24 protein-coding genes are annotated in these 23,010 nt (G+C 60.9%); 12 read left to right on the top strand and 12 right to left on the bottom strand.

All coding sequences use genetic code 11. The features are described 5' to 3' along the window. Positions 1–28 precede the first annotated feature (28 nt). From ispH to coxB, 9 genes are all read right to left on the bottom strand, one after another. Entirely contained in the window at positions 29–1,045 is a 1,017-nt protein-coding gene (ispH, locus tag KX729_RS06145; protein WP_219741548.1) for a 4-hydroxy-3-methylbut-2-enyl diphosphate reductase, read from the bottom strand. Positions 1,046–1,048: 3 nt separating this feature from the next. Continuing rightward, a complete protein-coding gene (locus tag KX729_RS06140) occupies positions 1,049–1,414 on the bottom strand; it encodes a DUF1304 domain-containing protein (protein WP_219741547.1) in 366 nt (121 codons plus the stop codon). Between the two features lie 58 nt (positions 1,415–1,472). Beyond that, the gene (locus KX729_RS06135; protein ID WP_376775926.1) at positions 1,473–2,243 is read right to left on the bottom strand and encodes an SURF1 family protein; all 771 of its coding nucleotides are present in this window, start codon (positions 2,241–2,243) and stop codon (positions 1,473–1,475) included. Between the two features lie 146 nt (positions 2,244–2,389). After that, positions 2,390–3,268 carry a cytochrome c oxidase subunit 3 gene (locus KX729_RS06130; protein WP_219741546.1) on the bottom strand — a complete coding sequence of 293 codons (879 nt, stop codon included), beginning with the start codon at positions 3,266–3,268 and terminating at the stop codon, positions 2,390–2,392. Positions 3,269–3,320: 52 nt separating this feature from the next. Next, entirely contained in the window at positions 3,321–3,959 is a 639-nt protein-coding gene (locus tag KX729_RS06125) for a cytochrome c oxidase assembly protein (protein WP_246617426.1), read from the bottom strand. Positions 3,960–3,968: 9 nt separating this feature from the next. Continuing rightward, the gene (locus KX729_RS06120; RefSeq protein WP_512699451.1) at positions 3,969–4,106 is read right to left on the bottom strand and encodes a cytochrome c oxidase system small membrane protein; all 138 of its coding nucleotides are present in this window, start codon (positions 4,104–4,106) and stop codon (positions 3,969–3,971) included. Then, a complete protein-coding gene (locus KX729_RS06115; protein ID WP_219741545.1) occupies positions 4,106–5,062 on the bottom strand; it encodes a heme o synthase in 957 nt (318 codons plus the stop codon). The genes KX729_RS06120 and KX729_RS06115 overlap by 1 nt, the downstream gene beginning before the upstream one ends. A 90-nt stretch (positions 5,063–5,152) precedes the next feature. Continuing rightward, positions 5,153–6,856, bottom strand: a complete 1,704-nt coding sequence (gene ctaD / locus KX729_RS06110) for a cytochrome c oxidase subunit I (RefSeq protein WP_219741544.1) — start codon at positions 6,854–6,856, stop codon at positions 5,153–5,155. 17 nt (positions 6,857–6,873) lie between these two features. Next, complete coding sequence (gene coxB / locus KX729_RS06105; RefSeq protein WP_219741543.1) at positions 6,874–7,758, bottom strand: cytochrome c oxidase subunit II; 885 nt, start codon at positions 7,756–7,758, stop codon at positions 6,874–6,876. Between the two features lie 403 nt (positions 7,759–8,161). On the opposite strand from coxB, the gene KX729_RS06100 reads away from it, so the two are divergent. From KX729_RS06100 to KX729_RS06085, 4 genes are all read left to right on the top strand, one after another. Next, entirely contained in the window at positions 8,162–8,818 is a 657-nt protein-coding gene (locus KX729_RS06100) for an invasion associated locus B family protein (RefSeq protein ID WP_246617425.1), read from the top strand. Between the two features lie 41 nt (positions 8,819–8,859). Beyond that, positions 8,860–9,357 (top strand): YcxB family protein, encoded by a 498-nt coding sequence (locus KX729_RS06095; RefSeq protein WP_219741542.1) that lies wholly within the window; start codon positions 8,860–8,862, stop codon positions 9,355–9,357. A 102-nt stretch (positions 9,358–9,459) separates the two neighbouring features. Continuing rightward, positions 9,460–10,875, top strand: a complete 1,416-nt coding sequence (gene tldD / locus KX729_RS06090) for a metalloprotease TldD (protein WP_219741541.1) — start codon at positions 9,460–9,462, stop codon at positions 10,873–10,875. Continuing rightward, on the top strand, positions 10,872–11,528 hold the full coding sequence (locus KX729_RS06085; protein WP_219741540.1) for a hypothetical protein: 657 nt from the start codon (positions 10,872–10,874) through the stop codon (positions 11,526–11,528). The genes tldD and KX729_RS06085 overlap by 4 nt, the downstream gene beginning before the upstream one ends. Here the strand turns inward: KX729_RS06085 and KX729_RS06080 are convergent. Further along, the gene (locus KX729_RS06080; RefSeq protein WP_219741539.1) at positions 11,509–11,817 is read right to left on the bottom strand and encodes a nucleoside triphosphate pyrophosphohydrolase family protein; all 309 of its coding nucleotides are present in this window, start codon (positions 11,815–11,817) and stop codon (positions 11,509–11,511) included. The two genes, KX729_RS06085 and KX729_RS06080, sit on opposite strands and share 20 nt — an antisense overlap. Before the next feature lie 130 nt (positions 11,818–11,947). Between KX729_RS06080 and KX729_RS06075 the strand changes: the two genes are divergently transcribed. Continuing rightward, a complete protein-coding gene (locus KX729_RS06075) occupies positions 11,948–12,739 on the top strand; it encodes a sulfite exporter TauE/SafE family protein (RefSeq protein WP_219741538.1) in 792 nt (263 codons plus the stop codon). A gap of 109 nt (positions 12,740–12,848) precedes the next feature. Next, positions 12,849–13,889, top strand: coding sequence for a polysaccharide deacetylase family protein (locus KX729_RS06070; RefSeq protein ID WP_219741851.1), 1,041 nt, complete (start codon positions 12,849–12,851; stop codon positions 13,887–13,889). An 8-nt stretch (positions 13,890–13,897) separates the two neighbouring features. Here KX729_RS06070 and pdxH read toward each other — a convergent pair whose 3' ends face one another. Further along, positions 13,898–14,518 (bottom strand): pyridoxamine 5'-phosphate oxidase, encoded by a 621-nt coding sequence (gene pdxH / locus KX729_RS06065; protein WP_219741537.1) that lies wholly within the window; start codon positions 14,516–14,518, stop codon positions 13,898–13,900. A 55-nt stretch (positions 14,519–14,573) separates the two neighbouring features. Between pdxH and KX729_RS06060 the strand changes: the two genes are divergently transcribed. The 4 genes from KX729_RS06060 to KX729_RS06045 all read left to right on the top strand — a co-directional run bounded on the left by KX729_RS06060 (position 14,574) and on the right by KX729_RS06045 (position 18,015). Beyond that, positions 14,574–15,029, top strand: a complete 456-nt coding sequence (locus tag KX729_RS06060) for an RT0821/Lpp0805 family surface protein (protein WP_219741536.1) — start codon at positions 14,574–14,576, stop codon at positions 15,027–15,029. Positions 15,030–15,257: 228 nt separating this feature from the next. Beyond that, entirely contained in the window at positions 15,258–16,436 is a 1,179-nt protein-coding gene (locus tag KX729_RS06055) for a DnaJ C-terminal domain-containing protein (RefSeq protein WP_219741535.1), read from the top strand. 152 nt (positions 16,437–16,588) lie between these two features. Continuing rightward, positions 16,589–17,407, top strand: a complete 819-nt coding sequence (gene fabI / locus KX729_RS06050) for an enoyl-ACP reductase FabI (RefSeq protein WP_219741534.1) — start codon at positions 16,589–16,591, stop codon at positions 17,405–17,407. Between the two features lie 20 nt (positions 17,408–17,427). After that, the gene (locus KX729_RS06045) at positions 17,428–18,015 is read left to right on the top strand and encodes a histidine phosphatase family protein (RefSeq protein ID WP_219741533.1); all 588 of its coding nucleotides are present in this window, start codon (positions 17,428–17,430) and stop codon (positions 18,013–18,015) included. Between the two features lie 46 nt (positions 18,016–18,061). On the opposite strand, the gene KX729_RS06040 is transcribed toward KX729_RS06045, so the two are convergent. After that, the gene (locus tag KX729_RS06040) at positions 18,062–18,322 is read right to left on the bottom strand and encodes a DUF1344 domain-containing protein (RefSeq protein WP_219741532.1); all 261 of its coding nucleotides are present in this window, start codon (positions 18,320–18,322) and stop codon (positions 18,062–18,064) included. Between the two features lie 366 nt (positions 18,323–18,688). Here KX729_RS06040 and KX729_RS06035 point away from each other — a divergent pair, with 366 nt between their 5' ends. Together KX729_RS06035 and aroC are read left to right on the top strand one after the other, a co-directional pair. Next, a complete protein-coding gene (locus KX729_RS06035; RefSeq protein WP_219741531.1) occupies positions 18,689–21,790 on the top strand; it encodes a bifunctional diguanylate cyclase/phosphodiesterase in 3,102 nt (1,033 codons plus the stop codon). 105 nt (positions 21,791–21,895) lie between these two features. After that, on the top strand, positions 21,896–23,008 hold the full coding sequence (gene aroC / locus KX729_RS06030; RefSeq protein ID WP_219741530.1) for a chorismate synthase: 1,113 nt from the start codon (positions 21,896–21,898) through the stop codon (positions 23,006–23,008). Positions 23,009–23,010 lie beyond the last annotated feature (2 nt).

Genomic DNA, 23,010 nt, shown 5'->3' with positions numbered 1-23,010 from the left:
AAAGGGGGGTGCGCGGCGATAAATGCCCTCACGCCCTCGCCCCGTTCACCCACTCCATGTCTTCATGGGTCAACGGAACACTCCGAAGCTCACGATTGACGAGAAAATTCTCCGTCTCTTCGGCTGTGATCGCCAGCTCGATCTCGGCATCGAACCGTTCCTTGAAGGCGGCGATGATCTCGTCGACGATGACTTCCGGGGCAGAGGCGCCAGCAGAGAGGCCGAGCGTGCGGATATTGCCGATCTCGTCCCAGTTCAGCTCGGAGGCGCGTTGCACCAGCAGCGAGCGCGTGGCACCGGCCCGGAGCGCCACTTCGACCAGCCGCTTCGAGTTGGATGAATTCGGCGCCCCGACGACGATGAAGAGGTCGCAGCCGGGGGCCGCTTCCTTCACCGCTTCCTGGCGGTTGGTGGTCGCGTAGCAGATACTGTCCGCAGCCGGTGCGGTGAGATTCGGGAAACGCTCCTGCAGCTTGGCGATGACGCCCGCCGTGTCATCGACCGACAGCGTCGTCTGGGTGACGTAGCCGAGATTGTCCGGGTCTTCCGGCACATAGGCTTCCGCATCAGCGATCGTATCGATCAGTGAGACCGTGCCGGGCGGCAACTGGCCCATCGTGCCGATGACTTCCGGGTGGCCGGCATGGCCGATCAGCACGACGTGGCGGCCGAGGCGCTGGTGGCGCATGGCCTGTTTGTGGACCTTGGAGACCAGCGGGCAAGTCGCGTCGAGATAAAAGAGATTTCGCGCCTGGGCATCTTCCGGCACCGATTTCGGCACGCCATGGGCGGAGAAAACGACCGGCTGTTGACGGTGCTCGGTGGGGATCTCGTCAAGCTCCTCGACGAAGATCGCGCCCTTGGCTTCCAGCCCCTCGACCACATACCGATTATGAACGATCTCATGGCGGACATAGACCGGGGCGCCATAGGCCTTCAGCGCAAGCACGACGATCTGGATCGCGCGATCGACGCCGGCGCAGAAACCGCGCGGGCCGCAAAGGCGGATCGCCAGGGGGCTTTTTTCAAGAATGGAAGATGCCATCAATCAGGACGCCAGCAATGTCAGCACGAGTGCGAGAATGGCCGGGCCGCCCTGGATGAGCAGGATGCGCGGCTTGACCGACCACGCGCCATATATAGCGGCAATGATCACGCACACAAGAAAGAAGAGTTTCAATTGAAAGGCGAAAGCCGGATCGGATTGCCACAGCGACCAGACGAGGCCGGCAGCAAGGAAGCCGTTATAAAGGCCCTGGTTGGCGGCCAGCACTTTCGTCGCCTCCGCCTGTTCCGGCGTCATGCGAAAGATCTTGCGACCGGTCGGCGTGGTCCAGAGAAACATTTCCAGGATCAGAAACCCGACATGCAGCAGCGCCGTCAGCGCCACAAATATCATCGACAGAATGGCCATCATCCCCTCCCCTTGATATCCGCAGGATAACCGATGAACAGAACCCGCGCCATGCGGATCAGGCGCGGCGGCCGCGCATCCACATGCCGATCACCACCGCCACCAGAGCCGCCGCCAGACCATACCATGTGACGGCATATTGCAGGTGGCTGTTCGGCAAGTCGAACTGGGTAACGCCGCCCTTGGGCCAGCCGCCCGGATTGGAGACGGAGGCATCGACATCCACGAAAAACGGCACAGTCTTCGATTTATCGAGGCCGGTGGTCGAGATCATCGCGTCGAGGTCCTTCCAGTAGAAGATGTTCTTGGCGAGATCGTTGTCCGGCACGATGGAGGACGGCTTTTCGGCAAGCCGCGCGCGGGCGTAACCGGTGACCGTTTGTATGCCCGGCACTTCGCCTGCCTGCCGTTTGGCCGGGTCCTTCATTTCGTAGGGCGCGAAACCGCGGTTGACGAGAAGGATGCGGCCATCGGCCAGCGTCATCGGAGTGTAAACGTAAAATCCGGTCTGCCCCTCGAAGGTGGCGAAGAAATGCCGTTCCTTGGCATGGTCGAATGTGCCGGTGACGGAAACGCGGCGATATTCGATTTCGCCGCCCTTGGCCGCAATTTCCTCGACCTCCGCGAGCGAGACCGGCGCCGCCGCCAGCCGCTCGGCGATATCGGCGAGCAGTCCCTCTTTCCAATGGAGGCGCTCCACCTGCCAGGTGCCGAGCGTCAACAGAAGTGCCAGCGACAGCAGGACGACGACTGCCGTGGCGATCGTGCGGGTGCGGCTTGGAGCCTTCTTCTCGTGTGCAGTTGGTTGCGTCACTGGCATGGAAGTCATGGCCTATCCGATACTGGAAAGCAGAAGGGCGGCTTTCGCCGCCCCATCTGAATAATATTGGCCCCCGGCCCTTCGCTTACGCTTCGGGCGTTCGACGCTGCAATCGATTCACTGGATCGATTGCTCAGGCTGTGCCTGACCGCGTCTCAACCAGCGTGAAGCGGTGCGCCCCAGCCGCCCCAGACGTAGACGGCGAAGAACAGGAAGAGCCAGACCACGTCGACGAAGTGCCAGTACCATGCGGCGGCTTCGAAGCCGAAATGCTTGGTGGAGGTGAATCCGCCATTCATCGCACGCAGCAGGCAGACCGCCAGGAAGATCGTGCCGATCAGGACGTGGAAGCCGTGGAAGCCCGTCGCCATGAAGAAGGTCGCGCCGTAGATCGAGTTCGAGAACGCGAACGGTGCGTGGATGTATTCGTAGGCCTGGACGCAGGAGAACAGGATGCCAAGCGCGACGGTGAGCGCCAGGCCGTTGATCAGGCCCTTGCGGTCATTGTGCAGGAGCGCATGGTGAGCCCAGGTGACGCAGGTGCCCGAAAGCAGCAGGATGACGGTGTTGTAGAGCGGCAGGTGCCAGGGGTCGAGAACCTCGATGCCCTTCGGCGGCCACTGACCACCCAGGAACTGGGTGCGGGTCGCCTGGATCGCCTCGTTGGAATAGAGGCTGGCGTCGAAGAAGGCCCAGAACCAGGCCACGAAGAACATCACTTCCGAAGCGATGAACATGATCATGCCGTAGCGCAGGTGAAGCGAGACGACGCGCGTATGGGCGCCGGCATTGCCTTCCTTGATCGTGTCCGACCACCAGCCCATCATCGTGTAGAGCACGATGGCGAGACCGATGAAGAAGATCCACGGGGTCGCCAGATCGAGACCGAAAATGTGGAACTGGCCGCCATGCAGATAACGCATGTAGCCGACGCCACCAAAGGTCAGGACGAAAGCGCCGATCGAAGCCAGGATAGGCCACGGGCTCGGATCGATGATGTGGTAGTCGTGATTTTTCTGATGCGCGTCGGCCATGTCAGAATCCCCGGATGAATGCCTGCCCTGCCAGTAAACTGGCAGATCCCTCTTAAAGTTTCTTGTCTGTTGCCTTCTGGCCTTCCGGCAGAGCGGCAACCGGCTGTGACTTCGGTTCGCTCGGATAGAAGGTGTAGGACAGCGTGATCGTCTTGATATTCTTGGTCTCGTTCGCGGTAGCGATCGCCGGATCGACGAAGAACACCACCGGCATCTGGACCGATTGACCCGGCTGAAGCGTCTGCTCGGTAAAGCAGAAGCACTCGACCTTGTTGAAATAGGCACCCGCTTCCATCGGCGTCACGTTGAAGACGGCCGTGCCGGTCGTCGCCTTGGACGAGCGGTTGGTGGCGGTATATTCGATCTGCACGGTCTCGCCGATCTTCGGATTGACCGTCTTGGCCGCCTTGAAATCCCAGTTGAGACCCGGCGAGATATTGGCGTCGAAGGTCACCTGGATCGGCTTCGACAGGATCTTGTCGGAATACTGCTCGACGCGCTGCGTCGTGCCGTTATAGCCGGTCACCTGGCAGAACAGGCGGTAGAGCGGCACGGAAGCGTAAGCTGCACCGACCATGCCGGCAACAAAAACGACGCAGCCGGCAAAGATCGCGTTGTTATTGACGCGCTTCACCTGGCCGTTTCGTACTGGGCCGTTCTGGATCGGATTTTTCTGTTGCGTCTCAGCCATATCCCGATCCTAGTTCCAGAATCCGCCGATTTTGGCGAGCGTCATCATGTAGAAAAGGACGACCAGACCGGCCAGCACGAGGCCAAGCGCCACGTTGCGGTTGCGGCGAGACTTCTTCTGGGCTTCGTTCAGCTTCACGGTATCGATCACAGCATACCTCCAAGGAGGCTCGGCAGGCCGGCGAACATGTGATCCGCCAGAAGCGCCGAGAAGATCGCAAAAAGATAGAAGATCGAATAGGCGAACATCTTTTTCGCCGGCACCATCTTCTCATCGCCATCCGGCATGCGCCGAACGGCGATGGAACAGTATATGAAAATCAGACCGAGCACGGTGGCGAACAGGCCGTAACCGATGCCGACGAGACCGGTTGCGACCGGCGCTACGGCGGTAAACGCGGTCAGCACGGCGTAGACGACGATCTGGGTCTTGGTGGAGCTTTCACCGGCAACGTTCGGCATCATCGGCACGCCGACAGAGCCGTAATCGCGCATCTTGAAGAGGGCGAGCGCCCAGAAATGCGCCGGCGTCCATAGGAAGATGATCATGAAAAGCAGGATGCTGTCGAGCGAAACGCCGCCCGTCACGCAGGCCCAGCCGATCATCGGCGGGAAGGCGCCGGATGCGCCGCCGATGACGATGTTCTGCGGCGTCGAGCGCTTCAGCCACATCGTGTAGACTACGGCGTAGAAGAAGATGGTGAAGGCAAGCAGTGCTGCCGAGAACCAGTTGACCGCCAGCCCAAGGATGACGACCGAGAAGACCGAGAGCGTCAGGCCGAAGGCGAGCGCTTCCTGCGGCAAGATGCGGCCGGCCGGGATCGGGCGGTTCGCGGTGCGGCTCATGACGGCGTCGATATCGGCGTCGTACCACATGTTGAGCGCGCCGGAGGCACCGGCACCGACCGCGATGCAGAGAATGGAGATGACGCCGAGGATCGGATTGATATGTCCGGGCGCAAGCATCAGGCCGGCGAATGCGGTGAAGACCACGAGCGACATGACGCGCGGCTTCAGGAGTTCGAAGAAATCGCGCGCACCCGCTTCCGAGAGGCGAACGCCTCCATCGGTGCCGAGAGCGTCGTGATTGTCGATAACCGTCATTTTATTCGTGAACCGTCCTGTTTGGCATTTCAGGGCATCGCGGCTGTCGCGATGCCCCTTTTTGGATAGCGGGGCTTGAGACCCGGGCGCTTACTTGATGCGCGGCAGCTGTTCCCACTGGTGGTACGGCGGCGGCGAAGACAGCTGCCATTCCAGCGTCGTCGCACCTTCACCCCAGGGGTTGTCGCCGGCGACGCGCTTCTTGGCGAAGGCTTCCCAGACACCGAAGAGGAAGATCAGCACACCGACGAAGGAGATGTAGGAGCCGATGGAGGAAACGTAGTTCCAGCCGGCAAATGCATCCGGATAGTCGATGTAGCGGCGCGGCATGCCGGCAAGGCCGAGGAAGTGCTGCGGGAAGAACACGAGGTTCACGCCGACGAACATCACCCAGAAATGCAGGTTGCCGATCTTCTGGCTGTACATGTAGCCGAACATTTTCGGGAACCAGTAGTACCAGGCTGCGAAGATCGCGAAGACGGCGCCGAGCGACAGAACGTAGTGGAAGTGAGCCACGACGTAATAGGTGTCATGCAGCGAACGGTCGAGACCGGCATTGGCGAGCTGCACGCCCGTCACACCGCCGACGGTGAACAGGAAGATGAAGCCGATCGCCCAGATCATCGGGGTCGAGAAGGTGAGCGAACCGCCCCACATCGTTGCGATCCACGAGAAAATCTTGATGCCGGTCGGGACGGCGATGACCATCGTCGCGAAGACGAAGTAACGCTGTGCATCGAGCGACAGGCCGACCGTGTACATGTGGTGGGCCCAGACGATGAAGCCGACGGCACCGATGGCGACCATGGCGTATGCCATGCCGAGGTAACCGAAGATCGGCTTCTTCGAGAAGGTCGAGACGATGTGGCTGATGATGCCGAAGCCGGGCAGGATCAGGATGTAGACTTCCGGGTGACCGAAAAACCAGAACAGGTGCTGGTAGAGGATCGGGTCACCGCCGCCTTCAGGCGAGAAGAAGGTGGTGCCGAAGTTACGGTCGGTCAGAAGCATGGTGATCGCGCCCGCCAGAACCGGCAGCGAGAGCAGCAGCAGGAAGGCGGTGATCAGAACGGCCCAGGCGAAAAGCGGCATCTTGTGCAGCGTCATGCCCGGAGCGCGCATGTTCAGGATCGTAGTAATGAAGTTGATCGCGCCGAGGATCGAGGACGCGCCGGCAACGTGCAGCGAGAAGATCGCCAGGTCGACGGCCGGGCCCGGCTGACCGGAGGTCGCGAGCGGCGGATACATGGTCCAGCCGCCGCCGACGCCGAACGCGCCCGCCGGACCTTCGACGAACATCGAAAGCAGCAGAAGCAGGAAGGCGGGAACGATCAGCCAGAAGGAGATGTTGTTCAGGCGCGGGAAGGCCATGTCCGGCGCGCCGATCATGATCGGCACCATCCAGTTGGCGAAACCGCCGATCATCGCCGGCATGACCATGAAGAAGATCATGATCAGCGCGTGACCGGTGGTGAAGACGTTGAACATGTGCTTGCCGCCGTCGATGGCAGCATCACCTTCGAAACCGTAAACCATCGATGCCAGACCGTGGAAGATCTGGATGCCCGGCTCCTGCAGTTCCATACGCATGGCGACCGACAGAAGGCCGCCGACGATGCCCGCAAAGATCGCGAAGATCAGATAGAGCGTGCCGATGTCCTTGTGGTTGGTCGAGAAAAGCCAACGCTGCGCGAAAGTCGGCGCGTGGTGGTGATCGTGATGATCGTCGTGTGCATGCGCATCGTGAGAGGTGCGGTCATGAGCGTGATCGTCGTGAGCGGAATGTCCAGCCATAATCTCACTCCCCTATGTTACTTGGAAACGTTCGCAGCGACGGCAACGCCGTCAGCCGGCTTGCCGGCATCGGCCACGAGCGTCTTGTAGGCGCCCGGAAGGTCGGTTGCAGCCTGCGCGAGCCATGCCTTGTACTTGTCTTCCGACACGACATGGATGGCGATCGGCATGAAGGCGTGGTCCTTGCCGCAAAGCTCGGAGCACTGGCCGTAATACATGCCTTCCTTCTCGGCCTTGAACCAGGTCTCGTTGAGGCGACCCGGGACGGCGTCGATCTTGATGCCGAAAGCCGGCATCGCGAAGGCGTGAATGACGTCCGACGGAGCGGCGGTAACGAGCACGCGGACCGTCTTGCCGACCGGAATGATCAGTTCGTTGTCGACAGCGAGAAGGCGCGGGAAGCGGGCGATGTCGGTCTTGCCGGCGGCGGCGCGGTCGCCGTCCTTGAGCAGGAAACTATCGAAGGCGACCGGAGCCGGCGTGCCTTCATATTCGTAGTTCCACTGCCACTGGGTGGCGGTCGCCTTCACCGTCATGTCCGAGTCGGGAATTTCCAGCTGGGCATTGAGGAGGTTGAACGAGGGGATGGCGAGGAAGAAGAGGATCAGCACCGGAGCGATGGTCCAGACGATCTCGATCACCGTGTTATGGCTGGTACGCGACGGCACCGGATTGACGCTGGCGCGGAACTTGAGGGCAACCACGACCAGAAGGGCCAGGACCAGAAGCGTCACCGGCACGATGAACCACAGTGTATAGTGGTTGAACCAGGTAATCTGGTGCATGATCGGCGTTGCCGCATCCTGAAAATTGATCTGCCACGGACGCGGCTGGTCCGCATATCCGGCAGATGCAAAGAGCAGACAGATGAGCCCCGTCATCACTGCATAAGCTCTGTTCATCACAACATTATCTCCCCATGCGTCTGATCTGGATCAAACCGAACGCAGAATCCAAGCTATATGGTCTGCTTCAATCACAGTTTGCCTGCCGCCGCAATATCTGGCTGGAAAAGCCCATGCGGCATTTTTGCGTCTCCCGCCAAACCCCTCAATCGTGCCATAATGATAAAGCAGCACGGCACGGAGCAAGGCTTGTTCTGTCGCGACCTCAGGCGAAACAGATGAGCGGACGGCGACATTCTAGCGCGCTTTCCACTGCTTTTCTTCATAATAAAGTGTGCATGCCGTGCTAAGTAGCCCGAGTCCCATTTTCGCCGCACTCGGCTGGAAAGTGGGCGGGGCTTTTCATTTCATCCGGCGAACGCCAAGAATAGCCGCACTGATTCGTCTTCCAGAGGTCTCCATGGGTCGTCCCTCCCTGCTCCGCGCCTGCCTTGCCGTGATGTTTGCAACGGCCTTCTCTCTTCCGGCTATTGCACCTTCGGCTCAAGCTCAGCAGGCGCAGCCGGGTGCGCGGCCGGCCCAGGGTCTCCAGCCCCCGGCAGCACAGGCTCCCGTGCCGCAGCCGCCCCGGCCGACGACGCCCGGCGTCCAGGCCCAGCAGCCGGCGCCGCAAGCTCCGAAGCCGCCGGGCAATGTGCGCGAGAATCACGGTGCATGGTCGATCATCTGCGACCGGCCGGCCGGCGCGTCCGCCGACCAGTGCGCGCTGATGCAGAACGTCATCGCCGAAGACCGTCCGGAAGTCGGCCTTTCCGTCGTGGTACTCAAGACCGCCGACCGCAAGGCGAAGATCCTGCGCATCCTGGCGCCGCTCGGCGTTCTGTTGAAGGACGGCATGGAGCTCTATGTCGACAACAACAATATCGGTCGCGCCTATTTCACCCGCTGCTTCTCGGAGGGCTGCTATGTGGAAGTGGAGATCGACGATGAGCTGATGCGCATCCTGCGCGCCGGCAAGGCCGCCGTCTTCGCACTGCGCGAATCGGCCGACCAGGACCGCGTCGGCATTCCGATCGAGCTCACCGGTTTCGGCGAAGGCTACGACGCGCTTCCCTGATCATCAACACGACCCGTTTCAGCTATATATAAAGAGATACGATGATGGAGCTGCACGGCAGTCACCACTTCACCGCCCGCTTTGACGATGATGTGGTGCGCGAGGCGCTTTTGACATTCGTCATACAGCGAACCATCGTCGAGAAGAAGATGATCTGGGCTGCAGGCGGCCTGATGCTGGTCGCCTGTCTTTTCCTTTTGATCCAGGCCAAGTTCACGTTCGCGCTGCTCGCCTTTGCGGTGGCCTGCTTTCCGGCGCTGTTCAGCCTGATCGCCTGGCAGGCGCATGCCTCGAGCCTTAATCGCCGCTACAAGCGCATGAGCGGCCGCAGCGCCGAGATCACCGTCGATCCGGAAGGCTTCGGCGTCGATTCGAGCCTCGGCCAGGGCCGGCTCAACTGGAACAACGTCACCGACATCTGGGAACGGCCGAAATCCTTCATGCTGTTCAGCGGCGACAATGCCTTCAACATTCTGCCGCGGGCGGCGATGCCGCGCGAAGCGCAGAACTTCCTGAGTGATCGCGCATCGGGCCGCTAGGCTTGCTTCGCACGCCCGCCGGACCTACATCGGTTGGAACAGAGCGCGTGGCTTAAACCGCCGCCCCGCCCTTCCCCGGGGCACGCGCTGAAGGAGCACGACATGAATACCGACCTGATCTCCCTTTTCGACAGCGATGAAGCGAAACTCCGCTCGGTCCTTTCCGAGGCGCTTTCAGGCGCCGATGACGGCGAGCTTTACGTCGAGCATGCCCAAGCGGAATCGCTGACCTTCGACAATGGGCGGCTGAAGGGCGGCTCGTTCAACACCGACCAGGGTTTTGGCTTGCGTGCGGTGGCAGGTGAAGCGGTCGGTTATGCCCATTCCGGCGAGCTTTCGGCATCGGCACTCTCCCGCGCTTCCGATGCGGTTCGCGCGGTGACCTCCGGTTATTCCGGCTCCTATGCGGCAGCCCCCCAGCGCACCAACAAGAAATATTACGGCGACGAGAACCCGATCGGTAGCCCGAGCTTCGAAGAGAAGGTGAAGCTCCTCACCGATATCGACGCCTATCTGCGCGACACGAATGACAAGGTCCGTCAGGTGACGGCCTCCGTCGCGGCCAGCTGGCAGGTGGTCGATATCCTGCGCGCCGACGGTCACCGGGTGCAGGACATCCGTCCGATGACGCGCATCAACATTTCCGTCGTGGTGGGTGACGGCGACCGGCAGGAATCGGGCTCCTTCGGCACCGGCGGCCGTATCGGTTTCGGCGATTTCGTTCTCTCCGGCAACTGGCAGACCGGCGCCGATGAGGCACTGCGCCAGGCACTTGTCAACCTGACCGCAATCGACGCGCCGGCCGGCACGATGGATGTCGTGCTGAGCTCCGGCTGGCCGGGCGTGATGCTGCACGAAGCCGTCGGCCACGGGCTGGAAGGCGATTTCAACCGCAAGAAGACATCCGCCTTTGCCGGGCTGATGGGCGAGATGGTCGCCGCTCCGGGCGTCACCGTCGTCGACGACGGCACGATCGACAACCGCCGCGGCTCGATTACCATCGATGACGAAGGCACGCCCTCCGCCTATAATGTGCTGATCGAGAATGGTCGGCTGGTCGGCTATATGCAGGACCGCCAGAATGCCCGGCTGATGGGCGTGCAGCCCACCGGCAACGGCCGCCGGCAGGGTTATGCCCACACGCCGATGCCGCGCATGACCAATACCTACATGCTCGGCGGCGACAAATCGCCGGAAGAGATCATCGCTTCGGTCAAGAAGGGCATCTACGCCGTCTCCTTTGGCGGCGGCCAGGTGGATATCACCTCAGGCAAATTCGTGTTCGGCTGCACCGAGGCCTATCTCATTGAAAACGGCAAGGTCGGCCCGGCGATCAAGGGCGCCATGCTGATCGGCAACGGCCCGGAAGCGATGAAGCGCGTCTCGATGGTCGGCAACGACATGAAACTCGACACTGGCATCGGCAATTGCGGCAAAGGCGGCCAATGGGTCCCCGTCGGCGTCGGCCAGCCGCATCTGCGGATGGATCAGGTGACGGTCGGCGGGACGAAGGCTTGATTGCAAACAATCTCATGGCGACAGAGACATTCATCCTGAAATTCCTGTCGCCGGAGACCGGCTGTTCTGCGCATGAACTGAAATTCGAGGCGGAAGTAGAAGCGATCGCGCGTCTTCTCGTGGTCGACGTCGACGATCTGACTGGCGCCATATATTACCTCGACTCAAACGAACGAATGGCCATCGGGCAATTGCTCGGACTGCCCCTCCCCAATTGGGATGGAGATGTCCAGATCGACCGACCGCACTGGATCGATCGCGTTCCCTACCTTGTTCATACAGGTTTTGAGCTTCCGCTGATGCTCGATGGACGGAAGCCGCTTTCCGTCTTCTGCGACGAGAAGGACTGGTTGCTGGAGAGACTGTCCTGTTTTCGGCCGCACGTTGAAGATTGCAGGATTATTGGAATTACCCAAGAACGTGCGGACAAGTCTGACGGGCTTATCGAAGTCTTTTTCGCCCTGCCGGGCGAGGAATGGCGTATTGAGGCCTATATCGAACTTGAGCGCATGCCCGGACCTTGGAACAATGACAAGGAGCACCGGCAAGGATTGCTTCTCGGTTACACGGAACAACAATGCGATTGGTGGATCGCCAACCGAAAACGGCCAATCATCGCTCCAGAATTACCTGCTACCCAGCTACCGGCCTGAACAACCACTTCCGCTCGATCGCCGCATCAAGGTCGAGATCGTTCTGGTGGGCAAACAGCAGGATGTGACCCAAGAGATCGGCGGTCTCATTGGCAAGGTCGCGGTTTAACTCTTCCGCACTGCGGCCCTTCGCCCGGCCCCGCCCGGTCTTGCGGTTCCAGGCCTGGGTCAGTTCCCCCATTTCCTCCTGCAGCTTCAGCACGAACCAGTCCTGATCGCGTTTAATGCCGTTGTCTTCCGCATATCGGGCCGATGCAGCTTCGAATTGGGCGGCGAGTTTCTCCAACATATTTGTTCTCCTTTTGTATTCACAGGAGAGCGGTGATTCCGGCTTGCTTGTCCAGCCCGTTTTCGCTTGACTCCCTCATCCAAACCCCGGCAGGTGCGGCCATCGCTCATCTCCGCACGACTGCCCTGCCATGAACTCCTCCTCACCATTTGCCGCTTTTCTGGAAGCCTGGATTCCGGGTCATTCTGCCGCCGAACTCGCCTTCGTATTCTTTGCGGCCATGATCGCCGGCATGGCGCGTGGCTTTTCCGGCTTTGGTGGGGCGCTGATCTTCGTGCCGCTCGCCAGCGCGGCCGTCGGGCCGAAGATCGCGCCGGCCCTGCTGCTGGTGATCGACGGCATCATGACATTGGGAATGCTGCCGGAAGGCTGGCGGCGAGCCAACCGGCGGGAGGTCTTCACCATGCTGATCGGCACGGTGGTCGGCGTGCCGGTCGGGACAATCCTGCTGACGCTTCTGCCATCCGTCGCGCTGCGATGGATCATTTCGGGTATCGCGCTCGGCCTGCTGGCCTTCCTCATCACCGGCTGGCGGTATCACGGCAGGCCGAAGACGCCGCTGACGATCGGGGTCGGAGCTCTGGCCGGGCTTTTCGGCGGTGCAGCCCAGATGTCCGGGCCGCCCGTCGTCGCCTATTGGCTCGGCGGCGCCATTCCGGCTCTGACGGTGCGGGCCAATCTCATCCTGTATTTCCCCCTATCGAGCATCATCTCGGCCATATCCTATACGAGCGGCGGCCTGCTGAAGGCCGAAGTGCTGCTGATTTCCCTTCTGGCGGGACCGGGTTACGGCATCGGCCTGTTCATCGGCTCAAAACTGTTCGGCGCGGCTTCCGACGCCACCTTCCGGCGCCTTTGTTTCCTGCTGATCGCCATGGCCGCGATCATCGGGCTGCCACTATTCGATGCATTGCGCCCATAGAACGGATTCCTGCTCGTATATTCAGCAAGGCTTAACGGGTCGGGAGTAGGGTCCGCGTCTGATATCGGGTAACGTGGGCGTGATCTCCGTGGGGCACACAAAGGACAGGCTGCAGGCGCTGTGGCGCCGCGACGTCAAGCGCCGTCTTGTCGCCGGCGGCCTCGATATGGCAGCGGCGCTTGCCAGTGCCGGAATGATGTCGAACGCGCGTGGGCGCGGCGCGATCTTCACCCTCCATCATGTCCGTCCGAAAAAGCACCGCCTTTTGCAGACCAGCGCGCATCTGGAAATCACGCCTGAATTTTTGAGCGAAGCGATCGAGCGGCTTTATGCAGAAGGTTATGAGTTCATCCGGCTGGAAGATGTACCGGCGCGCCTGGCAAGACCGACCAAACAGCCATTTGCGGCCTTCACCCTCGATGACGGGTATCGCAACAATGCCGAATACGCCCTGCCCGTCTTCGAGCAGCATGGCGCGCCGTTTACCGTTTTCGTCGCCCGCGGATTTGCAGAACGCACTCATTCGCTGTGGTGGGAGACGCTTGCCGAACTGCTCGGGAGCCAGCCCGAACTGACATTCGATTTCGGCGGCGGCACGGAAGTGATGGACCTGACGTCCGAAGCGCGCAAATTCGACGCTTTCGACCGGTTCTCCGCCTATGTCGCCTCGTCGGACGAAACGATCGCGGTTTCGCGCATCGACAGCCTGTCGCGCAAGCATGGCATCGACCCGCTGAAGATCACGGCAGAGTTGACCATGGATCCGGACGAGCTTCGGGCGCTTGCCGCACATCCGCTCGCCTCGCTCGGCGCCCATACGCTGAGCCACCGCGCCGTTGCCCGATTGTCGGAGGACGACGCGCGTGAAGAAATGCGCCAGTCCGCCGATTATGTGGAAAGCCTGATCGGCAAGCGACCGCTTTCGATCGCCTATCCCTATGGCACGAAACAAGCGGTTTCCGAGCGAGATCAGACGCTTGCCAAGGACATCGGCTTTACCGTCGCGGTCACGACGCAGCCGGGAACGCTTTGCGAGAAATCGGCAAGCCGGATCACCGGCCTGCCGCGCATTTCGCTGAACGGCTTTTATCAGCAGCCGCGTTACGTCTCGGCACTGGCGTCGGGCATCCCCTTCGCTTTGATGCGCTGAGCCTCAGGTTACGGATACATCCGTACCTTTTCCCACGGGCCGTCCGCAGTGGCGCGGCGGAACTCGACGCGGTCGTGCAGGCGGAACTGGCGGTCGTGCCAAAATTCGATCGAGACCGGCTTGATGCGGAAACCCGACCAATAGGCCGGACGCGGAATTTCGCCGATCGCGTAACGGGCGGTGTATTCGGCGACGGATTTCTCCAGCGCGAAACGGCCTTCCAGCGGGCGGGACTGTTTGGACGCCCAGGCGCCGATGCGGCTGCCGCGGGCGCGGGATGCATAATAGGCATCCGCCTCCGCATCCGTGACCACTTCGACCTCGCCGCGCAAACGCACCTGGCGGCGCAGCGATTTCCAGTGGAAACACATGGCCGCCTTCTTCTGGCCGAGGATCTCACGGCCTTTCTGGCTTTCGAAATTCGTATAGAAAACAAAGCCTTTTTCGTCGAACCCCTTGAGCAGGACCATGCGCACATTCGGCAGGCCATGCTCATCGACGGTCGCCACCGCAACCGCGTTCGGATCGTTCGGTTCGGTGCCTTCGGCTTCCTTCAGCCACGTACCGAAGAGTGCGAATGGCTCGTTCTCTTCCGTGAAGTCACCAGTTGTTAACCCGCTTTCAGACATATTGACTAAAATACTCCCTAAGAGTGCCCGAAATCTCTCTCGAACAGGACGCCTGGTGGAAGTGATAGCAAAGTCGAAGAGCGGTACAAAGTCCTCGCTTATGATTGGCAGCCGCACCGCGGCGATCTGCCTCTTAGGCCTGTCGCTTGCCGGCTGCACCAGCAGCATGGACCTCTTCGGTAGCAGCGATAAGATCGACCGGAGCATTTCGACCGGCACGGTTGCCGGCCCGCAGCATACGGGCGCCGCGCTTTCCGACGAAACGACCGTGCGCAATGCCGTCAGTTCGGTCGACCTTGCCAAACTCGGCACCTCGTCGGTTCCGTGGGCCAACACCACGACCGGCAGCGCCGGCGTCGTATCGCAAATCCGCGAGGCGCGTGCCGACGGCCATGTCTGCCGCGATTTCACCACCACGCGCCATTCCTACGAGGGCATTGCCATGTTCTCCGGCCAGACCTGCCTGACCGGCAGCGGCGACTGGATGCTGACCGCTTTCACGCAGCAGTAAGGCCGGCAGGGTCCGGACGCCGCTTTTGCAACGGTTTCTTTACCCTAAGCTGTAGGCATTTTAGCGATGTAACTTCTGATTCACGACTACGGTTCTACGCTCTTCGCGAGCAGGCACGCCATGCGCCAAAACATGAGGGTTGGAACGCGAGGCTGCCAAGATGTGATGCGTATCGGAGGGACCAGGGATCAACCGTGGCCCTGCCGTTTCAGGTAACCGGTGGTCCATATGCGTGATCCCTATTCCGTACTGGGCGTGAAGAAAAACGCCGATCCCGATGAAATCAAGGCGGCCTGGCGCACCAAGGCCAAGACCGTCCATCCTGACCACAATCAGGGCGACCCCTCGGCGACGAGCCGGTTTGCCGAGATCGGTCAGGCCTATGAGGTCCTGAAGGACCCCGCGCGCCGCAAGCGCTACGATCAGGCCGCAGAAATGCAGCAGACGATCATGCAGCAGCGCAATGCGCAGCGCGAAGCCGCCGAACGCGCAAAGGCTGCCAAAGCCAACGCAGAGAAAGTCATGGAAGAGCTGGCGCGTACCGAAGCACAGCGCGCCCAGTCGCAGGGACAGGCCCGTCAGGGCCAGGCTCAACAGGGTCAGGCCCAGCAAAATCAAGCTCAGCCAGGGCAGGCCCAACAGAACCAGGCCAAGCCGGGCCAGCCGCAAAACCAGAGCGCCGGCGTGGAAACGCCGGAAGACGTGATCGAGCGCATCTTCGGCGCCGAAGGCCGCGAGCAGAACCGGGCGAACACCTCCTCGGCGCAGCCGGCTGCCGACGAGACGGCAGACGCAGCCAAGGCAGAGCAGAACGGCGAGCGCCCTCCCCTGCCGGCAAAAGCCGTCGAACTGATTGCCTCGCTGATGCGCCGCTTCCGCGGCACCGCGCCGATGCCGGAGAAGGCCCCGGATCTCTCCGTCGATGCGCCGGTGACGATCGAGGACCTGATGAAACAGAATTCGATCACCGTGAAATTCGCCGACGAGCGGGAGGTTCGCTTTCCCATCGAAAAGGGCATGACCGACGGCCATGTGGTGCGCCTCAAGGGTCAGGGCCTCAAGATCAACGGCATGAAACAGGGCGATCTCAACATCACGCTGAAGCTCGCCCGCGACAGCCGCTACCGGGTCGATGGGTTCGATCTCCACGTGGATCTGCCGATCTCCCTGCAGGACGCCGTGCTCGGCAGCGAGATGACCGTCGAGACGCCCGACGGCAATCGCGCGGTTACCGTCCCGGCCTGGTCCGGCTCCGATCAGACGGTCCGGCTCGAAGGTCTCGGCCTGCCGAACGGCGCCGGTGGACGCGGCGATCTGGTCGTGGAACTGCGCATCATTCTGTGGGAGAAGCCGGACGAAAAGGTCACCGACCTGATGCGCCACATGCGCCACGGACTGTATGTTTGAGGCAAAACAGGCCTGTATGACACTTTTGCGGCAGTTTTCACTGCCGTACACCCTTGGTTACGGTGTTTAATACGAGATGAATGAAGCCAGCTTGAACCCTTGAGCTGCCTATGTCATAGGCAACATTCATATAAAGTTTCAGGGGACTAAGTATGGTTCAGGCTTCCGGCCTCATGGCAGGCAAACGCGGCATCATCATGGGCGTTGCCAACAACCGTTCCATCGCTTGGGGTATTGCTAAAGCTATCCACCAGCACGGCGGCGAAGTCGCATTCACCTATCAGGGCGATGCGCTGAAGAAGCGCGTCGAACCGCTGGCTGCAGAACTTGGCGCCTTCATGGCCGGCCATTGCGACGTATCAGACGAATCGACCATCGACGCCGTCTTCGACAATCTCGAAAAGCATTGGGGCAAGATCGACTTCGTCGTGCATGCGATCGGCTTTTCTGACAAGGACGAACTGACCGGCCGTTACGTTGATACGTCCGCCGACAACTTCGCCAAGACGATGCAGATCTCGGTCTATTCCTTCACTTCGGTCGCACGCCGCGCCGAGAAGCTGATGACCGATGGCGGCTCGATGCTGACGCTGACCTATTACGGTGCGGAAAAGGTCATGCCGAACTACAACGTCATGGGCGTTGCCAAGGCAGCACTCGAGGCGAGCGTCAAATATCTCGCCGTCGACCTCGGCCCGAAGAACATCCGCGTCAACGCGATTTCCGCCGGTCCGATCAAGACGCTGGCTGCTTCCGGCATCGGCGACTTCCGCTACATTCTCAAGTGGAACGAGTACAACGCGCCGTTGCGCCGTACCGTCACCATTGAGGAAGTGGGCGATGTCGGCCTCTATATGCTGTCGGACCTCTCGCGTTCCGTCACCGGCGAAACGCATCATGCAGACAGCGGCTACCATGTCGTCGGCATGAAGGCGGTCGATGCGCCGGACATTTCCGTCATCAAGGACTGATTTTACACAAGGGTCTGACCGTGCTCATCTACATGATCCGCCACGGCCAGACGGACTGGAATGCGGAAGGCCGCCTTCAGGGCCAGAAAGACATTCCTCTGAATCCGCTTGGTCGCTCTCAGGCGACCAGCAATGGCGAGCGGCTTCATCAGCTGATCGGCGCCGGTGGCGACTTCGCTTTCGTCGCGAGCCCCCTCTCCCGCACGCGGGAGACCATGGAACGGCTTCGCACCGCCATGGGTCTCGATCCCAAAGCCTATCGCACCGATGAACGCCTTGTCGAAGTTTCATTCGGCGACTGGGAAGGCCATACGCTGGCGGAAATCAAGACGATCGCGCCGGACCGGCTCAGAGCCCGCAAAAGGGAAAAATGGAGCTTCATACCACCCGGCGAAGCGGCTGAGAGCTACGAAATTCTCTGCTGGCGGATCGGTGCATGGCTTCAATCGGTGGATCGACCGACGGTCTGCATCAGCCATGGCGGCGTCATCCGCTCGCTCTTCCGGTTGATCGGCAACCTGCCTGAAGACAGCGCCGCCGAAGCGCCGACGCCGCAGGATCGCATCCTGAAGATCGACACCGGCGAGAACCGCCTCGAGTGGCTCTAAACGTACTATCTGAAATACTGGGCTATGCTTTCGCGGACAGCAGGCTCTACTGTACGATCTCGAGATCGTTGACCACCCGGTTACCGTCCTGCACCGTGTAGAAGACCAGCACCTTCACGCCCGCCTTGAGGCCCTCGAAATTGAACTCTTCCGGCACCTTGTAGGTCTTGCCGTCATCCAGCGTGAAGTTCATTTTCTTGGCATCCACGGCCTTGATCGTCGCTTCGACATCAGCGCTTTGCGCCCAGCTGTTCAAGGGCGAGAACATACCAGCGGTGGCAAGCAGGGTGGCAATCAGGATACGCATGGTCGGAGCCTTCGGTCGGGGCGGTCTTGTCTCGTTTCGAAGCACAATTAGCCTGCCGATTGTGGCGAAAATCGCCCATGACCGTGACATTTTCGGTATAAGTAATGACCTGAAAGTTAACGCTTTTCCGATTTCGGCCCCGGCTTTTACCCAATCTTAATGTTTGGCCGGAAACCTGCCCCGAACGCCCCAAGTATTGATTCAACAATAAATGGCGAACGAGTTCATAGGGTTCGGAGCAATGGGAAATTAACTCTGCTCCCCTAGGGTTTTCCACGTATCGGAAGAGTGAACAAAAGGTCTGTGCGGGTGAAAATCTGGCCGTCGTCCAAATCCAAATCCTCGCGCCTTTTTCGCAATGCACGCATGCCCACTCTTATTGCCGTCGTGATCGCCATTCTGGTGATCGCCATCGGCGTCATACTCGATCGGCGCAACACGGCCGAATATCGCACCGAGATGCGCGCCACCACGGAACGGATGGCCGGCCTGCTTTCCCGCCGCATCATTTCGCGCATCGATGCCGATATCGTTGCAGGGCAACATCTGGCGCATGTGCTTCGTGACGACGCCGAAGATGTGTCGGCGGCCTTCAAGGGTTTCGTCGATAAGGAATTCCGGAACGATCAGCATTTCTTCGCGGTCGCCATCGCGCCCGATTTCGGGCTGCGGGAGATTCTTACCCGCGACGGGATCAGGAAAAGCATCACGGGTACGATCGGCAATGTCGATCTCGGCCGGCTTGCCAACGACCTGAAATCCAGCAAGGGCATCACCGGACCGAAACTGGTCAGCGGCACCCAGGAAGATCAGGTGACCTTGATCATTCCTGTGGCTGCCGATGATGACGGCAACGGCTCATGGGGCGCGATCGCCATCCTGATCGACGAACGCGGATTGACGGAAACGCCAGCCACCGCGTTTGCCCCGCAGATTGCCGCCAATCAGAATTACCTCGATCTCAACTGGCTGCAGATAACCCTTCGCGATGCCGAAAGGCCTGAGTTTCTTGCCTTTTACGGTGACGACAAGATCGAGCAGCAATCCCCGATGCAATGGTCGCTGGCCCCAAAGGGAGCCCGCTGGACCCTGCTTGCCGCGCCACGCAGCGGTTGGGACGTGACGCCGCCGAACCAGTGGAGTTTCCGGCTTGGACTGGCGCTTGTAGCGCTTGCCGTCATCGTGCCGATCTTCGTGGCGACCTCGCTGATCTCGGAGCGCAACCGCAACATCGCCGCACTGAAGGCACGTGAAGCCAACCTCCTGGAACTGTCGCAGCGCTTCAACCTGGCCATGGAAGCCTCGAACATGGGCATCTGGGAGGTCACGGGCGATCATCACCATCTGTTCTGGGACAAGCGGGCGGCGGGCCTGCATTCGAAGACGCCGCGCGGCGACAGCAACCGGATGAACGACTGGCTGGACTCCGTCTATCGGGAAGACCGGGCGGCGGCGGAGAAGCATATTCTTGACTGCACGTCCAGCAATACGCCCTGCAGCGCGATCTATCGCGTCCGGCTTTCTGACGGAACGCTGCGGCATCTGCGATCCGCCGGCGCGAACTATCGCAATTCCGACGGCACGATCCGCGCCACCGGCATCGTCTGGGACGCGACGGCCGACATGGTCATGACGCAGACCCTGCGCGACGCCAAGGATACGACCGATATCAAGAATGCCGAGCTGGAACTGGCGCTCGACGAACTTTCCAACCGCGAACAGGACCTCGAAGAGTTGTCGCAACGGCTCGATCTGGCGCTGGATTCCTATAATTGCGGCATCTGGGAAGCCGATCTGAGGGATAATAGCGCCTTCTGGGACGAACGGATGCACCAGCTCTACGGCTTGCCCTATCGTGGCCGCCGCACGACCCGCGAGGACTGGCTCGGTTGTCTGCATCCCGAAGACCGCGAGGCGGCGATCAGTGCGGCGGACAATGCCGTGGTTGCCGGGGAAAAGCTCAACTCGATCCACCGCATCATGCTGGAAAACGGCCAGGTCCGTTTCGTGCGTTCGGTCGGTCAGGTCCACAAGGCTCGTAGCGGCATCGACAAGATCGTCGGGATTGCCTTCGACATCACCGCGGACGTTCTGCTGGCGGACCAGCTCAAGACCGCCAAGAACGAAGCGGAAGCCAAGAACCTCGAACTCGAACTGGCCAAGAGCCGTATCGAGCACAATTCGCTGCACGACCCGCTGACGCTGCTTGCCAACCGCCGCAAGCTCGACATGGAACTCGACCGCCTGTCGCGCTCCAGCCAGGGCGAACGGCAGAAATTCTCGATCCTGCATCTCGATCTCGACCGCTTCAAGCAGATCAACGATACGCTCGGCCATGCGGCCGGCGACGCGATGCTGGTGCATGCCTCGCGTATTCTGGCCCGCAATGTGCGCACGACCGACGTGGTCGCACGCATCGGCGGCGACGAATTCGTCATCCTGGCGGTCGGCAATTCGAGCGCCGAGCAGATGGCGCAGCTTTCCCAGCGCATTATCGGGGAATTTCACCAGCCGATCGATTTCGAGGGTTTTTCCTGTCGTTGCGGCGTGTCGATCGGCATCGCTCAGGCAAGCGGCCTGAACCTCGATGCCCGCCGGGTGCTGGTCAATGCCGATATCGCGCTCTACAGGGCAAAAGGGCTCGGCCGCAACCGCTACGAATTCTTCACCCAGAATCTGCAGGCGGAGATCGTCAACCACAAGCGCACCGCCGACGAGGTTCTCTCCGGCATCGACAATCACGAATTCACGGCGTTCTACCAGCCGCAATTCTGCGCCCGCACCAACGAACTGACCGGCGTCGAGGCGCTGATCCGCTGGAACCATCCGCATCACGGCATCCTGGCGCCGGATCGCTTCCTGAAGATCGCCGAGGACCTCAACGTTTCCGCCGTGCTCGACCAGATCGTTCTGGAAACCGTGCTCAAGGACAAGCTGCGCTGGGCGGCCGCCGGCATCCGCGTGCCGAAGGTCTCCGTCAACGTCTCCTCCAAACGCCTGCATGACGAGACGCTGATCGATACGCTGAAGGGTCTCGCCATCTCGCCCGGCGAAATCTCCTTCGAACTGGTGGAATCGATCTTCCTCGACGAGAGCGAGGATTCGGCTGCCGGCAATCTGGAACGTATCAAGGAACTCGGTATCGATATCGAGATCGACGATTTCGGCACCGGCCACACCTCGATCGTCAGCCTGCTGAAGCTGAAACCGAAGCGGCTGAAGATCGACCGGCAGCTCGTCATGCCGATCCTTTCCTCGCCACAGGAAAAGGCGCTGGTGCGCTCGATCATCGATATCGCCCGTTCGCTGGGTGTCGAGACGGTGGCGGAAGGCGTCGAGACCATGCAGCATGCGGCGCTCTTGCGCGAACTCGGCTGCGACCTTCTGCAGGGTTATGCCTTCTCCCGTCCCCTCTCCTTCGCCGACTTTACCGACACCGCACGTGGCGGCTGGCGCAAGGCGGCCTGACGAACGCACTGTTCATGCTTCGGTGGGCTTGCCTGCGTAAGAAAAGCTTGTCGCCAAGCGGCCTTTTCCATATGACAACGGCTCACTCACAGCCGGTATCTCGTCATGTCGCATAATACCTTCGGTCACCTTTTCCGCGTCACCACCTGGGGCGAAAGCCACGGACCGGCGCTCGGCTGCGTCGTCGACGGCTGCCCTCCCGGGCTGCGTTTTACGAGTGCCGAAATCCAGGCCTGGATGGACAAGCGCAAGCCCGGCCAGTCCCGCTTCGTGACGCAGCGCCGCGAAGAGGATTTCGTCAAGATTCTCTCCGGCGTGATGATGGACGAGGACGGCGAGACGATGATCTCGACCGGCACGCCGATCTCGATGCTGATCGAAAACACCGACCAGCGCTCCAAGGATTACGGTGAGATTGCCCGCCAGTATCGGCCGGGCCATGCCGACTATACCTATGACCTGAAATACGGCATCCGCGACTATCGCGGCGGCGGCCGCTCCTCGGCCCGCGAGACGGCGGCGCGTGTTGCCGCCGGCGCCATCGCCCGCAAGGTCGTGCCGGGTCTCAATGTTCGTGCAGCGCTGATCCAGATCGGCAAGCACAAGATCAACCGCGCCAACTGGGATTGGGATCAGGTCGATCAGAACCCGTTCTTCTGCCCCGATCCGGAAATGGTACCGGTCTGGGAGGACTATCTCGACGGCATCCGTAAATCCGGCTCCTCGATCGGCGCCGTTGTCGAAGTCATCGCGGAAGGTGTTCCTGCCGGCCTCGGTGCGCCGATCTACGGCAAGCTGGACCAGGACATTACCGGACTGCTGATGTCGATCAACGCCGTCAAGGGCGTTGAGATCGGCGACGGTTTTGCTTCCGCCGAACTTTCCGGCGAGGAAAATGCCGACCAGATGCGCATGGGTAATGACGGCAAGCGGATTTTCCTCTCCAACCATGCGGGCGGCATCCTTGGCGGTATTTCCACCGGCGAGCCGGTGATTGCCCGTTTCGCGATCAAGCCGACCTCCTCCATTCTCACCGAACGGCAGTCGATCGACGCGGACGGCCACAATGTCGACCTCCGCACCAAGGGCCGTCACGACCCTTGCGTCGGTATCCGCGGCGTTCCCGTCGGCGAGGCGATGGTTGCCTGCGCGATTACCGATCACTATCTGCGCGATCGAGCCCAAACGGGCCAGTCTCACCCCGGGCGTGTTTTCTAGGA

It is taken from the genome of Neorhizobium populisoli (assembly GCF_019430945.1).
Lineage (GTDB): Bacteria > Pseudomonadota > Alphaproteobacteria > Rhizobiales > Rhizobiaceae > Neorhizobium > Neorhizobium populisoli.
The sequence above is the reverse complement of the archived record's forward strand: the minus strand, read 5'-3'. Positions and strand labels throughout refer to the sequence as shown.

Coding starts and splice junctions, on each gene's coding strand:
- ispH (WP_219741548.1), bottom strand. CDS start 1,045: ATGGCATCTTCCATTCTTGAAAAAAGCCCCCTGGCGATCCGCCTTTGC.
- KX729_RS06140 (WP_219741547.1), bottom strand. CDS start 1,414: ATGGCCATTCTGTCGATGATATTTGTGGCGCTGACGGCGCTGCTGCAT.
- KX729_RS06135 (WP_376775926.1), bottom strand. CDS start 2,243: ATGACTTCCATGCCAGTGACGCAACCAACTGCACACGAGAAGAAGGCT.
- KX729_RS06130 (WP_219741546.1), bottom strand. CDS start 3,268: ATGGCCGACGCGCATCAGAAAAATCACGACTACCACATCATCGATCCG.
- KX729_RS06125 (WP_246617426.1), bottom strand. CDS start 3,959: ATGGCTGAGACGCAACAGAAAAATCCGATCCAGAACGGCCCAGTACGA.
- KX729_RS06115 (WP_219741545.1), bottom strand. CDS start 5,062: ATGACGGTTATCGACAATCACGACGCTCTCGGCACCGATGGAGGCGTT.
- ctaD (WP_219741544.1), bottom strand. CDS start 6,856: ATGGCTGGACATTCCGCTCACGACGATCACGCTCATGACCGCACCTCT.
- coxB (WP_219741543.1), bottom strand. CDS start 7,758: ATGAACAGAGCTTATGCAGTGATGACGGGGCTCATCTGTCTGCTCTTT.
- KX729_RS06100 (WP_246617425.1), top strand. CDS start 8,162: ATGGGTCGTCCCTCCCTGCTCCGCGCCTGCCTTGCCGTGATGTTTGCA.
- KX729_RS06095 (WP_219741542.1), top strand. CDS start 8,860: ATGATGGAGCTGCACGGCAGTCACCACTTCACCGCCCGCTTTGACGAT.
- tldD (WP_219741541.1), top strand. CDS start 9,460: ATGAATACCGACCTGATCTCCCTTTTCGACAGCGATGAAGCGAAACTC.
- KX729_RS06080 (WP_219741539.1), bottom strand. CDS start 11,817: ATGTTGGAGAAACTCGCCGCCCAATTCGAAGCTGCATCGGCCCGATAT.
- KX729_RS06075 (WP_219741538.1), top strand. CDS start 11,948: ATGAACTCCTCCTCACCATTTGCCGCTTTTCTGGAAGCCTGGATTCCG.
- pdxH (WP_219741537.1), bottom strand. CDS start 14,518: ATGTCTGAAAGCGGGTTAACAACTGGTGACTTCACGGAAGAGAACGAG.
- KX729_RS06055 (WP_219741535.1), top strand. CDS start 15,258: ATGCGTGATCCCTATTCCGTACTGGGCGTGAAGAAAAACGCCGATCCC.
- fabI (WP_219741534.1), top strand. CDS start 16,589: ATGGTTCAGGCTTCCGGCCTCATGGCAGGCAAACGCGGCATCATCATG.
- KX729_RS06040 (WP_219741532.1), bottom strand. CDS start 18,322: ATGCGTATCCTGATTGCCACCCTGCTTGCCACCGCTGGTATGTTCTCG.
- KX729_RS06035 (WP_219741531.1), top strand. CDS start 18,689: ATGCCCACTCTTATTGCCGTCGTGATCGCCATTCTGGTGATCGCCATC.
- aroC (WP_219741530.1), top strand. CDS start 21,896: ATGTCGCATAATACCTTCGGTCACCTTTTCCGCGTCACCACCTGGGGC.